We start from the raw sequence: 13,553 nt of genomic DNA, 5'->3' as shown, positions 1-13,553 counted from the left end.
GGCCAAGACATTGGAGGTCTTGGCCCGCGTTGTTGTTGCGGGCCTTCGAGTTCGGTGCCACTGCGGAACTCCAGAGACGGAATCGTTGTGACTGAGGCAATGCGCCCGCCGGATTCAGCTGCCTTCGTGTTGTCGATGAACCAGTCGGCGATGGCGGCATCGGGCCGCATCGCCGAAATCGTCGATGCTCCCTGCGATATCGCCGGCGGACCCAGCTCCCAACCTGGCGGAGCCGGGCGCCTCGAGCTGCACGACGTGGGCTTTCGGGTGCCCGACCCGGTCGCGGGCGACAAGTGGTTGCTTCGTCATGTCACGCTGGCTGTCCAGCCCGGCGAGACGGTGGCCCTGGTCGGTGCGCTGGGCGTCGGGAAATCGCTACTCACAGCACTGCTTTCCCGACTCTATGACGCTTCGGAGGGGCGGATACTCCTGGACGGCACGGATATCCGGGATATGTCGCTGCCGTCGCTGCGCCGCGCCGTGTGTACGGCATTCGAGGACCCGACGGTGTTTTCGATGTCGGTAGCCGAGAACCTCCGGATGGGCCGGCCGGATGCCACCGACGCGGAATTGTCCGCGGCGATCGACATCGCGGCGGCGCGGTTCGTCTACGACCTGCCGTTCGGGATCGACACCCGCATCGGCGAACAGGGCATGCGGCTCTCCGGCGGCCAGCGCAAGCGCTTGTGCCTGGCCCGGGCCATTGTCGCGACGCCCAAACTGCTGGTGGTCGACGAGGCCCGGTCCGGGCTCGACGCGGATACCGGGTTCGAGACCGCCGCGGCGCTGCGGGTGGCGCTGAAGGGGACCACCGGCATCGTCGTCGCGCGTCGGCTGACCACCATGCTGCTCGCGGATCGGGTGGCGTTCCTGGACGAGGCTGCGTCGGGGCCCACGATCACCCATGTCGGCAGGCATGCAGAGCTTTTCGCTCGAGTGCCGCGATACCGCCGGCTATTGACCGACCGTCGCAGACCCGTCGGCGACGCCACGGACCGCGCAACAAGAGACTTTGAGATCTAGCCGCAGGCGCGCCAGCATCAATCAGTGCCTATTACGTTGTGCTTCAGGGCAATCCGATGCCGCGGTAGCGGCGCAGCCGCTCGGCAATCCGTTCGTCGCCGGGGATGCCGCGCAGCGCGTGCACCTCTGCGGCGATCGCGGCCGACAGTCGCTGGGAGAACTCGAGCGGCTCGTCGGCGGCGTCGGGATGCTCGGGGACGATGGCGTCGACGATCCCGGACCCCAACAGGTCGGCCGACCGAATACCTTGGGCCGCAGCAAGTTCAGGCGCATGCGCGGTGTCGCGGAAGACGATTGCGCTGGCGCCCTCGGGCGGCAGCGGGGCCAGCCAGCCGTGCAGCGCGGCCAGGACCCGGTCGGCCGGCACCATCGCCAGCGCCGGCCCGCCGCTGCCCTGGCCCAGCAGTACCGACACCGTCGGGGTGTCCAGCGTCACCAGCTCGGCCACGCATTGGGCGATCTGACCGGCCAGCCCGTCCTGCTCAGCCTCGGCCGACAGCGCGGGCCCGGCGGTGTCGATCACCAGCACCAGTGGCAGCCGCAGCTCGGCGGCCAGCGCCATGCCACGGCGGGCTTCCCGCAACGACGCGGGCCCTACCAGCCCACCGGTCAGGCGCTGCTGGCCGAGGACTACTGCGGGCTGGCCGGCGAATCGGGCCAGCGCCAACAGGGTGGTCGCGGCTCCCCCGCAAGCGGGTGGGGGTACCTCCCGCTTGCGGGGGAGTGCCCCCACCCCGTCATAACCGGACAGCAGCACCAGGTCGGTGGCGCCGTGGCGCAGCAGCTGCCCGACACCCGGGCGGTCCGGTCGCCGCGACGCGATCACCGAATCCCACGCCGGCACATCGGGTATCGATTCGACGGGCGGCGCGGCGGGCGGCGGCTCGGGAGCGTCGGCGATGACGGTCAGCGCGCGATCCACCGTCCGGCGCAGTTCGTCGATCGCGACGACGCCGTCGATCACCCCGTGCCGCTGCAGGTTCTCCGCGGTCTGGATGCCCTTCGGGAACGGTTCGCCGTAGAGCTGCTGGTACACCCGTGGCCCGAGGAACCCGATCAGCGCGCCCGGCTCGGCGACGGTGATATGACCCAGCGATCCCCATGACGCGAACACCCCGCCGGTGGTCGGGTTGCGCAGGTAGACGAGGTAGGGCAGGTGCGCCTGCTTGTGCAGCCGGACGGCCGCGGCGATCTTCACCATCTGCAGGAACGCGACGGTGCCCTCCTGCATGCGGGTGCCGCCGGAGCTCGGCGAGGCCAGCAGCGGGAGCCGCTCGGCCGTGGCCCGCTGCACGGCGGTGGTGATTCGTTCGGCCGCCGCCACCCCGATCGACCCGCCGAGGAAACTAAACTCGCACACCACGAGCGCCACCCGGCGACCGTGTATTCGCCCCTCGCCGGTCAGCACCGCTTCGTCCAGGCCGGTGGCGGCCCGGGCGTCGGCAAGCTCGCGCGCATAGGCCTTGCTGATCGGTATCTGTAGCGGTGCGCTGTCCCAGCTCACAAACGAGCGGTCGTCCAACACCGCATCCTGCAGTTGTTCGGTCGTGATGCGACTCACGCGGTCAGGCTATATAGGCTGGCGGCCATGATCGGTATCACGCAGGTCGAAGCCGTAATGACCATCGAGTTGCAGCGTCCGGAGCGTCGCAACGCCCTGAACTCACAGCTCGTCGACGAGCTCCGGGAGGCCGTGCTGAAGGCCGGTGACGGATCCACCCGCGTGATCGTGCTGACCGGGCAGGGCACGGTGTTCTGCGCCGGCGCGGACCTGTCCGGCGATGCGTTCGCCGCCGACTACCCAGACCGGCTGATCGAGTTGCACAAGGCCTTGGACGCCGCTCCCATCCCGGTGATCGGCGCGATCAACGGCCCGGCCATCGGCGCGGGCTTGCAGCTGGCCATGCAATGCGATCTGCGGGTCGTCGCCCCGGACGCGTTCTTTCAGTTCCCGACGTCGAAATACGGTCTGGCCCTGGATAATTGGAGCATCCGGCGGCTGTCGTCGCTGGTCGGCCACGGCCGGGCCCGGGCGATGCTGCTGACGGCGGAGAAGTTGACCGCCGAGACCGCGTTGCAGACCGGGATGGCCAACCGGATCGGGACGCTGGAAGACGCGCAGGCCTGGGGCGCCGAGATCAGCGGGCTGGCGCCGCTGGCGATTCAGCATGCCAAGCGGGTACTCAACGACGACGGTTCGATCGAGGAGGCCTGGCCGGTGCACAAGGAATTGTTCGACAAGGCTTGGGGCAGCCAGGACGTGATCGAGGCGCAAGTCGCCAGGGTGGAGAAGCGGCCACCCAGGTTCCAAGGGGCCTGACGGCCGTGGTGCCCGCAGCGCTTCGCTTGGCCGCCGGCACGGTCTCGCTTGCCGCCGGCGGGTGGATGTTGCGTGCGCTACACGGGGCGCCGGCCGCGCTGGGTGCCGACCCGTCGTCGATCCGCGACGTGACGCAGCACTCGCCCAATGTGCGCGACGGCGTCTTCGTCAACCTCGACCCCGCCTCGGATGCCAACTTGGACCGCGAGCAGTTTGCGCTGATCGCGTGGGAGTTCGTGGGGCGACGCGGCCACAGCCGCCCGCCGGGGCCGATCCCGCTGAATGCACCGGGGACCTTCGACGCCGACCCGGGTCGATTGGCCGTCAGTTGGCTGGGCCACTCGACCGCCCTGCTGGAGATCGACGGCTACCGGGTGCTGACCGATCCGGTGTGGAGCCACCGCTGCTCGCCGTCGAATGTGATCGGACCCGAGCGCCTGCATCCGCCGCCGATGCAGCTCGAAGCGCTGCCCGCCGTCGACGCCGTGGTGATCAGCCATGACCACTACGACCATCTCGACATCGACACCGTCATGGCGTTGGCCCGCACCCAGCGGGCGCCGTTCTTCGTCCCGCTCGGTGTGGGCGCCCACCTGCGCGCATGGGGTATTCCGGGGCATCGCATCGTCGAACTCGACTGGAATGAAAGCGGTCACGTCGACGAGCTGACCCTGAGTTGCCTGCCGGCACGCCACTTTTCGGGTCGCTTCCTGGACCGCAACACCACGCTGTGGGCGTCGTGGGGGATCGTCGGTCCCAGTCACCGCGCCTATTTCGGCGGGGATACCGGATTCACGAAGAGCTTCGAGCGGATCGGTTCCGAGCACGGACCGTTCGACCTGACGCTGTTGCCCATCGGCGCCTACAACCCGGGGTGGCCCGACATTCACATGAATCCCGAAGAGGCGGTCCGGGCCCACCTAGATCTCACGGCCGGCGGGTCCGGCCTGATGGTGCCGATCCACTGGGGCACTTTCCGGCTGGCACCACACCCGTGGGCCGAGCCGGTCGAGCGGATGCTGGCGGCCGCCGAAGCCGCCGAAGTCGCGGTGGCGGTTCCGGCCCCCGGGCAACGGCTGGATCCGTCCGGACCGCTGCGATTCAACCCGTGGTGGCGGTTGTAGCGTTATCGGTTAGCGCACAACGCAATTCGGCGTATGCGCGAGTCAGATCATCGAGGGTGAACCCTCGGTTGAGGCCGCTGGGGTTGGGCAGTACCCATGCCGTGGTGTCGGCGAATCCGGGCGCATAGCGACCCCAGGGGATTCTCGATACGCCGGTCATCGCCGCCAGGGCACGCTTTCCGAGGAAGCCGATCGCGCGCGGCGCGTAACGTCGCATCTTCGCTTCGAACTCGGCTCGGGCGTAGCGGAACTCCTCCGTCGAGACATCGCTGGCCATTCGAGTCGGCCGGGCAACGACCGCGGTGATGCCGCAACCGTAGTCGAGCAATCGGCGCTCCTCCTCGGGCCGTAGCTGCGTCTCGGTGAAGCCGGCCAGATGCAAAACGGGCCAAAACCGGTTGCTGCGATTCGAGAAATTGTGCCCGTCGGCGGCAGCCGTCGCCGCCGGGTTCATTCCACAGAAGACGACGTCGAGACCCGGGGCAAGGATGTCCGATTCATAATGCATCATGGTGATACTTCCACCGGGCAAGCACGCTAAAGTCTGCGGGCATGACGAAACGCGCGGCCCTCGCCGCTGTCGTGTTGTTGCTCTCGCTGGTCGGATGTGGCTCGGGTCATCCCATATCGAGTCCGCTGTCGACGTTGTCTGAAGCGCCTCCCAACGAAATGTCGGGCCTGGATATTCCCGCCGGCCGCATCGGGGCCGCCATCGCGAAGGTCGACGGCCTGGTCGACGACCTGATGCGCAGCACCGGCGTCCCCGGTTTGTCGGTCGCCATTGTCCGCGATGGAAAGACGGTGTACGCCAAGGGCTTCGGAGTGAAGGACGCGACCAAAGGCAACGGCCCAGACAATAAGGTCGACGCGGATACCGTCTTCCAGTTGGCATCAGTGTCGAAATCGGTGGGCGCGACCGTGGTCGCACATGAAGTGGCCACCAACGTCGTCACCTGGGACACGCCGGTGTCGGCCAAGCTGGGATGGTTTGCGCTGTCGGATCCCTACGTCACCGGCCATGTGACCATCGCCGACCTGTACTCGCACCGCTCCGGACTGCCCGATCACGCCGGCGACAAGCTCGAGGATCTCGGGTACGACCGCCGCCAAGTGCTGGAGCGGCTGAAGTACCTGCCGCTGGCTCCTTTTCGAAGTAGCTACGCTTACACCAACTTTGGCTTGACCGCAGCCGCCGAGGCGGTGGCGGCAGCCGCGGGCAAATCCTGGGAGGACCTGTCCGACGAGGTGCTCTACCGCCCCCTGGGTATGACGTCGACGAGTTCGAAGTACGCCGATTATCTGGCCCGGCCCAACCGCGCGGTGCTGCATGTCAAGGTTGGCGACAAGTGGGAGCCACGCTTGCAGCGTGACCCCGACGCGCAGACGCCGGCGGGCGGGGTGAGTTCGTCGACCAACGACATGGCGCGCTGGCTGACCATGGTGATGGCCAACGGCAGCTACAACGGGCAGCAGATCACCTCGCCCGAAGCCCTGCTGCCCGCGATCACGCCCCAGGTCGTATCGTCACCCGCGTCATCGCCAAAAGCCCGGGCCGGGACGTATGGTCACGGTTTCAACACCTCGGTGACCTCGTCGGGACGCACCGAGTACAGCCATTCCGGCGCCTTCGCATCCGGCGCAGCGACCAACTTCGTCGCGATGCCGTCCGAAGACATCGGCATCATCGCGTTGACCAACGGTGCGCCGTACGGGATTCCGGAAGCGCTGACCGCCCAATTCATGGATCTGGTGCAGTACGGCCAAATTCGTGAGGACTGGCCGGCGTTGTACAAGCATGCGATCGGTTGGATGAACAACGCCGAGGGCTCGCTGGTCGGCAAGCAGGCCCCCGCGAACCCCGCGCCGGCCCGGCCGCTCACCGACTACGTCGGCGTCTACGCCAGCGACTACTGGGGCCCGGCCGTCGTGACCCAGAACAACGGGCAACTTCAGCTCGCGCTGGGGCCGAAGAATCGGACATTCGGACTCACACACTGGGACGGTGACACCTTCACCTTCTCGATCACCGATGAAAATGCGCCGTCCGGAACGATTTCCAAGGCTGTGTTTTCCGGGAACAGCCTGAACCTGGAATACTACGACTCCGACAAGCTGGGAACGTTCACCCGATGAATCGCGGGCTAACCGATGCAGAGGTGGCGCAGCGGCTAGCCGACGGTCACAGCAACGCGGTTGCGGCACGTGCCGCCCGTAGCACCGCGGACATCGTCCGCGCCAACGTCTTCACCCGGATCAACGCGATCCTGGGCGTGCTGCTGGCGATTGTGCTCGCGACCGGTTCGGTCATCAACGGGCTGTTCGGCCTGCTGATCATCGCCAACAGCGTCATCGGGATGATTCAGGAGATCCGGGCCAAACAGACGCTGGACGCCCTCGCGATCGTCGGTCAGGCAAAACCCCTGGTGCGCAGGCGATCCGGGACCGCGACACTGCTGCCCAGCGAAGTGGTGCTCGACGACGTCATCGAGCTCGGCCCCGGAGATCAGGTCGTCGTCGACGGTGAGGTGCTCGAGGAAGACAACCTGGAGGTCGACGAATCGCTGCTGACCGGTGAGTCGGACCCGATCGGCAAGGACGTCGGCGACGCCGTCATGTCGGGGAGTTTCGTCGTCGCCGGCACGGGTGCCTATCGTGCCACCAAGGTCGGCCCGGCGGCCTATGCCGCCAAGCTGGCCGAGGAGGCCAGCAAGTTCACCCTGGTGAAATCCGAACTGCGCAACGGCATTAACCGGATTCTGCAGTTCATCACCTATCTGTTGGTGCCGGCCGGTTTGCTGACGATCTGTACGCAGCTGTTCGCCACCACGCATGCGAGCTGGCGGCAGGCGGTGCTGCGCACGGTCGGCGCACTGGTGCCGATGGTGCCCGAGGGCCTGGTGCTGATGACCTCGATCGCGTTCGCGGTCGGCGTCATCAGGCTCGGGCAACGTCGTTGCCTGGTACAGGAATTGCCCGCGATCGAGGGATTGGCCCGCGTCGACGTGGTGTGCGCCGACAAGACCGGCACGCTGACCGAAAGCGGCATGCGGGTCTGCGACGTCGTCGAACTCACCGGCAACAAGGCTGTGCCCGACGCGCTGGCCGCGCTGGCCGCCGCCGACCCCCGCCCCAATGCCAGCATGCGGGCGATCGCCGAGAGCTTTGACGAGTCGCCCGGCTGGATCGTCACGGCCACAGCACCTTTCACGTCAGCCACCAAATGGAGCGGGGTGTCCTACGCTGATCACGGCAACTGGGTGATCGGCGCGCCGGACGTACTGCTCGATCCGGCTTCGGTCGCTGCCGCACAGGCCGAACGGATCGGTGCCCAGGGATTGCGGGTACTACTGCTAGGCGCCGCCGACGTCGCCGTGGACCACCCGGACGCTCCGGGTCGGGTTACGCCCGTCGCGCTGGTGGTGCTCGCGCAGAAGATCCGCCCGGACGCCCGCGAAACGGTGGAATACTTTGCTGCCCAAGATGTTTCGGTGAAAGTGATCTCCGGTGACAACGCGGTATCGGTCGGCGCTGTCGCGGCCAAGCTCGGGCTACGCGGCGAGGCGATGGATGCCCGCCGTTTGCCAACGCAGCCAGATGAATTGGCCGAAACGCTGGACATCTATACCACCTTCGGCCGGGTGCGGCCCGATCAGAAAAGGGCCATCGTGCACGCCCTGCAAGCACACGGGCACACCGTGGCGATGACCGGCGACGGCGTCAACGACGTGCTGGCGCTGAAGGACGCCGACATCGGCGTGGCGATGGGTGCCGGAAGCCCGGCATCGCGCGCGGTGGCGCAGATCGTGTTGCTGGACAACAAGTTCGCGACGCTTCCCTACGTCGTCGGCGAAGGTCGGCGGGTGATCGGCAACATCGAGCGGGTCGCCAACCTGTTTCTGACGAAAACGGTGTACTCGGTGCTGCTGGCGCTGTTCGTGGGTATCGAATGCCTGTTGGCGAAGCCACTTGGGGCCGATCCGCTGCTCTACCCGTTTCAGCCGATCCACGTCACGATCGCCGCCTGGTTCACCATCGGGATCCCGTCGTTCATCCTGTCGCTGGCTCCCAACAACGAGCGCGCCTATCCCGGCTTCGTCCGGCGGGTGCTGACCTCGGCGCTGCCGTCCGGATTGATCGTGGGCACCGCGACTTTCGTCTCCTACCTGGTGGCCTACCAGGGCAGGCATGCCACCTTCACCGAACAGGACCAGGCGTCGACCGCCGCGCTGATCACGCTGCTGCTGACCGCGCTCTGGGTGCTGGCGGTGGTGGCGCGTCCCTACCAGTGGTGGCGGGTCGCGCTGATCACTGCCTGCGGCCTGGCGTACGTCGCGATCTTCAGCATCCCGTTGGCGCAGGATAAGTTTCTGCTCGACCCGTCGAATCTTGCCGTGACGTCGACGGCGCTGGGGATCGGGGCATTGGGCGCCCTGGCGATCGAGGCGACGTGGTGGATCCGGGCCAGAATGCTGCACATCGAGCCGCGGCTGTGGCGGGCTCCCCACGACGTTTGATCGCCCAGTGTGCGTCCAGCCGCACGTTCGGCGCCGCGCCCCCGGCCAGCCGCACGTTCGGCGCCGCGCCCCGGCCAGTAGGGTTCTACCAGCAAAGCAGGATCCTCGGCGGTTCCGGGGATCCGCGGGGAAGGGACAGCGCATGGGATTCCTGGACAAGGCAAAGGACCTGCTGGCGCAGAACGCCGACAAGGTCGAGACCGCGATCGACAAGGCCGGTGAGTTCGTCGACGACAAGACCGAGGGCAAGTACTCCGACACCATCCACAAGGTGGCCGAAGAGGCCAAGAAGGCCGCAGCGTCTCAGGCTCAGGGCGACCAACAGGACTAGCGCATGGCGAAACTTTCCGGATCCATCGATGTACCCCTGTCGCCCGAACAGGCCTGGAAGCACGCGTCCGACCTGTCCCGCTACCAGGACTGGCTGAGCATCCACCGGGTGTGGCGCAGCAAGCTGCCCGACGACCTGCAAAAGGGCACGATCATCGAATCGATCGTCGAGGTCAAGGGCATGCTCAACCGGATCAAGTGGACGATCGTGCACTACAAGCCGCCCGAAGCCATGACGCTCAACGGCGACGGTGTCGGAGGCGTCAAGGTCAAGCTGCTGGCGAAGGTCAAGCCGAAGGACGATGGCTCGGTCGTCAGCTTCGACGTGCACCTCGGTGGCCCCGCGCTGTTCGGCCCGATCGGCATGATCGTCGCCGCCGCACTGAGAAGCGACATCGACGAATCCCTGGAAAGATTCGTCACCGTGTTCACCGCTCCCGATCCCGGCCGCAACGGACATGGTGGCGCCGGCCGCTGACCGTCTGGCGGACCTGCTTGCAACCACCGTCGGTGTCGAGCTGCCGGTGAGACTGCGCGCCTGGGACGGCAGCGAGGCGGGCCCCCCGGATGGCCCGGTCCTGGTGGTTCGTTCCCGTCGGGCATTGCGCCGATTGCTTTGGCGTCCAGGCGAACTCGGCCTGGCCCGGGCCTATGTGACCCGCGATATCGATGTCGAGGGCGACCTGGTCGACGGCCTGCGGCGGGCCTGGCGTCAAGCGCGCGAGCGGCCCGGCGTCTCGATCTCGCCGTGGGGCGCGATGGTGGTCGCCTTGCGGGCGGTGCGGCTCGGGGCGCTCGGGCCGCCGCCGAGGACCCCGGCCAGCGAGGCGCGGGTGTCCGGGCGACTGCACAGCCGCCGGCGCGACCGGGCGGTGATCGCCCATCACTACGACCTGTCCAACGACTTCTACCGGCTGCTGCTCGACGGCCACATGGCTTACTCCTCGGCGTATTTCACCGAAACAGGCCAGTCGCTGCACGACGCCCAAACCGCGAAGCTGGATCTGATCTGTCGCAAGCTCGGGCTCGAACCGGGCATGCGGCTGCTGGACGTGGGATGCGGCTGGGGATCGCTGATCCTGCACGCGGCACAGCGCTACGGCGTACGCGCCACCGGTATCACGCTGTCGGCCCAGCAGCGGGAGTTCATCGAAGCCCGCGCCGCCGAGCGGGGACTGGCCGACAGCATCGAGGTTCGGCTGCAGGATTACCGCGACTTCGGCAATGACCCGGCGTGGGCGGGCGTTTTCGATGCCGTCGGTTCCATCGAGATGGGCGAACACGTAGGCGAGCAGTGGTATCCCGCCTACGTGCGGATCCTCGGCCGCGCGCTGCGACCCGGCGGCAAGCTGCTGCTGCAGCAGATGTCGCGACGGGCCGACGCAGCGCCGGGCGGGGGAGCGTTCATCGAGGCCTACATCGCAGCCGACATGCACATGCGACCACTCTGGCAGACGTTGCGCTACCTGCAAGACGGCGACTTCGAGATCGCGTCCGTTCAGGCGATGCGCGAGCACTACGCCCGCACCGCGCAGTGCTGGATCTCAACGCTGGACGAGCGCTTCGACGAATTCGTGGGACTGCTGGGTGAGGAAGTCGCGCGGGTGTGGCGGCTGTATCTGGCCGGCGGCATGCTGGCCTTCGAGGAAGGCCGGATGGGCGTGGATCAGATCCTCGCCGTCAAACCCCCGGCCTGACGATCCGAGCGTGGCGAGCGGGCGGTCGGTCCGGCGCGCTATTAAGGTCGCACCCATGACCCGGCGCCTGCGTCCTGGATGGCTGGTGGCGTTGTTTGCCCTGGTCGTCTCGGCCAGTGCCTGGCTGCCGTGGCTGACGACGTCGGTTGGTGGCGGTGGCTGGGCCAGCGCGATCGGTGGCAAACACGGCAGCCTGCAGCTTCCGCCGGGATTCGGCGCGGGCCAGCTGATCGTGCTGCTGTCCTCGGCCCTGCTGGTCGCCGGGGCGATGGTGGCCCGCGGCCTGTCAGTCCGGATTGCTTCGATTGCCGCGCTAGTGATTTCGCTGCTCATCGTGGCGCTGGTGGTGTGGTACTACAAACTCAACGTCAACCCGCCGGTCTCGGCGGAATACGGGCTATATGTCGGCGGGATCGCCGCGCTCGGCGCCCTAGCGTGCTCGGTCGCGTCGCTGATCGCCGCCGTCGTCGCCGGCCGCGCCGGGCGTTGAGACCTCAGTGCGACGGGAACTCGTGTTTGCCTGAGATGGAGCTGTCGGTGGGCTCGTTGACCCCGAACACGAACGGCGCGAACACCACCTCGCGGCCGTCGGGGTCGCGATAGGTCACCGCACCGGTTGCTGTCCAGTACGGATGCTGCTGCACTTCTTCGACCCCGGCGTCCTGCAGGCGCGCGATCGCGGCGCGCTGAGACCGCTCGTCTGGAAAGTACAGGCACAGCTGTTCGTGGTGGTCGACGGCGACGTCGCCGTCGGGGGCCGCGACGATCTCCATCGTCAGGTTCCAGCTGGGCAAACCGAAAATTGCGCCGTTGCTGCCATAGCTGGCCTCGAAGGTCTCGAAGAGCGGCAAGCCCACCAGCTCACGGTAAAACCGCACGGTCTCTTCGAAATTCGACGACCTGCGTGCGAAACGGATGGCGCCGATGGAGGCCAACTGCATGGGCCAGTGGGTGGTCCGGCGGGGCTTTTCGGAGTTCATTGCCATCTCATGATGACGTGTCGCCGAGTCGGGGGGTTCACAGGCCCACGGCCGATGCCGCCGACTCGGCAGTTTCCCAGCGGCGCAATTGGGCACCCGGCGCCCAGGTAGAATGCGTTCCGCTCGAAATGCGTTCCGGCAGTTGTAGTTTGCACACCGCGCCGTCTCCGACCCGCGCTGCGTCGAACACCACGCAGTAGGAGGCGTCGGTGTTCATGTCGGTGGTGAGGGTGATCAGGTAGCCGTCGTCTTCCCCCGTCGCACCCACCCGCGGCGCCATCGCGGTCTCACTGCCGTAGACGCCGTCGCCGAACGAGATGCCCTCCTGGCCCCCGGTGTGCAGGTCGTGTTTGACCAGGCCGTCGAACAGGAACCAGCCCGGCTTTCCGGTGGCGGCGTAGGTGTAGCGGTAGCTGCCGCCCGCGTAGTCGGGGTTGATCGTCCCGAACTCGGTGATCGATTCCGACAATTGCTCCTCTTTGACCGCGCCGGTGACCAGGTTGAAACGCCACCGGTGCAGCCGGGCCTGCAGGCGGTCCAGCGCAAGGAAGCGAAACAGCTTGTCCCACTTAGTTCCTCCGGTGTCGAGCGGTTGCGGATCGCCTTCGAAGAAACCGTCCAGCACGATCTCGTCGCCGTCCTCGTAGGCGTTGGTGAAGTGCAGCACGAACGTCGGGTCCGCGTCGAACCACTTGATGTCGGCGGTCGATCCGCGGCGCGGGATCACCGCGAAGCGCGACGGAATATCGGGGTAGAAGCGGGGTAGGTGCACATCGTGTTCGAGCAGCCGCGGGTCCCAGAACAACGGGAAATCGTTGAGGATGGCGTAGTTTTCGGTGAACGCCATGTCGTGGGGGAGGCGCGGGCCGGGCAGCGGGATGTCCACGTAATGGGCCAGCTCGTTGGCTTCGTCGACGACGCCGTAGCGCATGTACGGATCCTGTTTGCTGTAGTTGAAGAACAGCAGTTCTCCGGTTTTGTTGTCCACCTTCGGATGCGCGGAGACACCCCAGTCGAGGGGGAAGCGCCCGTTCCAGCTTTCCTTGCCGAGGGTGTTGGCCGAGTACGGGTCGATCCGGTACAGATCGCCGCATTGGTAGAAGCTGGTGAGTGCGATTCCCCGGTGCACGACGACATCGGTGCTCGACGCGTCTTTCATCTTCGTCCGCGCACCCCAGCCCTGCTCACGCTGGGCCAACTGCACCGGTTCGGCCAGCCCCGGCCACAGCGGCTCCCCGGCATCGTTCTCGGCCAGAAAGCCGTCGGTGCGGATAAAACGGTTGCGGTAGAAGGCTTTTCCATCGCGGAAGCCGACCACGTGCACCATGCCGTCGCCGTCGAACGGGTGATACGTCTTGAAGGCCGGATGCAGCGGGTTCTCGGTGTTGCGCAGATAGATCCCGTCGAGGTCGGCCGGGATTTCTCCCGACACCGGGATCAGGTCGTTGGCGTCCCACTCGGTGGTCTGCGGCCGCCACGGGCCGGTCCGGTAGGGGTGGTCGTCGTCTTCGGGCAGCGTCGACAAGAACTTGCCGACTATCTCAACGTCGTTTTGGAGGTCCATG

At 66.9% G+C, this 13,553-nt stretch carries 12 protein-coding genes and 1 pseudogene; 9 read left to right on the top strand and 4 right to left on the bottom strand.

The window, feature by feature from the left end:
• Positions 1-105: 105 nt before the first annotated feature.
• Positions 106-1,023: pseudogene (locus MJO58_RS23180) on the top strand (ATP-binding cassette domain-containing protein); the annotation flags it as partial.
• Positions 1,024-1,066: 43 nt separating this feature from the next.
• On the opposite strand, the gene MJO58_RS23175 reads toward MJO58_RS23180, so the two are convergent.
• Positions 1,067-2,584: an acetyl-coenzyme A carboxylase carboxyl transferase subunits beta/alpha gene (locus tag MJO58_RS23175; RefSeq protein ID WP_239721122.1), complete on the bottom strand. Its 1,518-nt coding sequence runs from the start codon at positions 2,582-2,584 to the stop codon at positions 1,067-1,069.
• 27 nt (positions 2,585-2,611) lie between these two features.
• Between MJO58_RS23175 and MJO58_RS23170 the strand changes: the two genes are divergently transcribed.
• Positions 2,612-3,343 (top strand): enoyl-CoA hydratase, encoded by a 732-nt coding sequence (locus MJO58_RS23170; RefSeq protein WP_090606285.1) that lies wholly within the window; start codon positions 2,612-2,614, stop codon positions 3,341-3,343.
• A gap of 5 nt (positions 3,344-3,348) precedes the next feature.
• The gene (locus tag MJO58_RS23165) at positions 3,349-4,467 is read left to right on the top strand and encodes an MBL fold metallo-hydrolase (protein ID WP_239721121.1); all 1,119 of its coding nucleotides are present in this window, start codon (positions 3,349-3,351) and stop codon (positions 4,465-4,467) included.
• Here the strand turns inward: MJO58_RS23165 and mug are convergent.
• Positions 4,445-4,975: a G/U mismatch-specific DNA glycosylase gene (mug, locus tag MJO58_RS23160; protein WP_259608725.1), complete on the bottom strand. Its 531-nt coding sequence runs from the start codon at positions 4,973-4,975 to the stop codon at positions 4,445-4,447. The two genes, MJO58_RS23165 and mug, sit on opposite strands and share 23 nt — an antisense overlap.
• A gap of 44 nt (positions 4,976-5,019) precedes the next feature.
• Here mug and MJO58_RS23155 point away from each other — a divergent pair, with 44 nt between their 5' ends.
• The 6 genes from MJO58_RS23155 to MJO58_RS23130 all read left to right on the top strand — a co-directional run bounded on the left by MJO58_RS23155 (position 5,020) and on the right by MJO58_RS23130 (position 11,498).
• On the top strand, positions 5,020-6,600 hold the full coding sequence (locus MJO58_RS23155; RefSeq protein WP_239721119.1) for a serine hydrolase: 1,581 nt from the start codon (positions 5,020-5,022) through the stop codon (positions 6,598-6,600).
• Positions 6,597-8,981, top strand: coding sequence for a cation-translocating P-type ATPase (locus MJO58_RS23150; RefSeq protein WP_239721118.1), 2,385 nt, complete (start codon positions 6,597-6,599; stop codon positions 8,979-8,981). The genes MJO58_RS23155 and MJO58_RS23150 overlap by 4 nt, the downstream gene beginning before the upstream one ends.
• 142 nt (positions 8,982-9,123) lie before the next feature.
• Positions 9,124-9,312 (top strand): antitoxin, encoded by a 189-nt coding sequence (locus MJO58_RS23145; protein WP_239721117.1) that lies wholly within the window; start codon positions 9,124-9,126, stop codon positions 9,310-9,312.
• A 3-nt stretch (positions 9,313-9,315) separates the two neighbouring features.
• A complete protein-coding gene (locus MJO58_RS23140) occupies positions 9,316-9,789 on the top strand; it encodes a type II toxin-antitoxin system Rv0910 family toxin (protein WP_090606268.1) in 474 nt (157 codons plus the stop codon).
• Complete coding sequence (locus MJO58_RS23135) at positions 9,770-11,008, top strand: SAM-dependent methyltransferase (RefSeq protein ID WP_239721116.1); 1,239 nt, start codon at positions 9,770-9,772, stop codon at positions 11,006-11,008. The genes MJO58_RS23140 and MJO58_RS23135 overlap by 20 nt, the downstream gene beginning before the upstream one ends.
• A 55-nt stretch (positions 11,009-11,063) precedes the next feature.
• Entirely contained in the window at positions 11,064-11,498 is a 435-nt protein-coding gene (locus MJO58_RS23130; protein WP_090606263.1) for a hypothetical protein, read from the top strand.
• 4 nt (positions 11,499-11,502) lie between these two features.
• Here the strand turns inward: MJO58_RS23130 and MJO58_RS23125 are convergent, their stop codons facing one another.
• Both MJO58_RS23125 and MJO58_RS23120 read right to left on the bottom strand, forming a co-directional pair.
• The gene (locus tag MJO58_RS23125) at positions 11,503-11,988 is read right to left on the bottom strand and encodes a VOC family protein (protein ID WP_090606260.1); all 486 of its coding nucleotides are present in this window, start codon (positions 11,986-11,988) and stop codon (positions 11,503-11,505) included.
• Positions 11,989-12,025: 37 nt separating this feature from the next.
• On the bottom strand, positions 12,026-13,552 hold the full coding sequence (locus MJO58_RS23120) for a carotenoid oxygenase family protein (RefSeq protein ID WP_239721114.1): 1,527 nt from the start codon (positions 13,550-13,552) through the stop codon (positions 12,026-12,028).
• Between the last annotated feature and the right edge of the window lies 1 nt (position 13,553).

The organism is Mycobacterium lentiflavum (assembly GCF_022374895.2).
GTDB classification, from domain to species: domain Bacteria; phylum Actinomycetota; class Actinomycetes; order Mycobacteriales; family Mycobacteriaceae; genus Mycobacterium; species Mycobacterium lentiflavum.
This window is presented reverse-complemented; position numbering and strand designations above follow the sequence as displayed.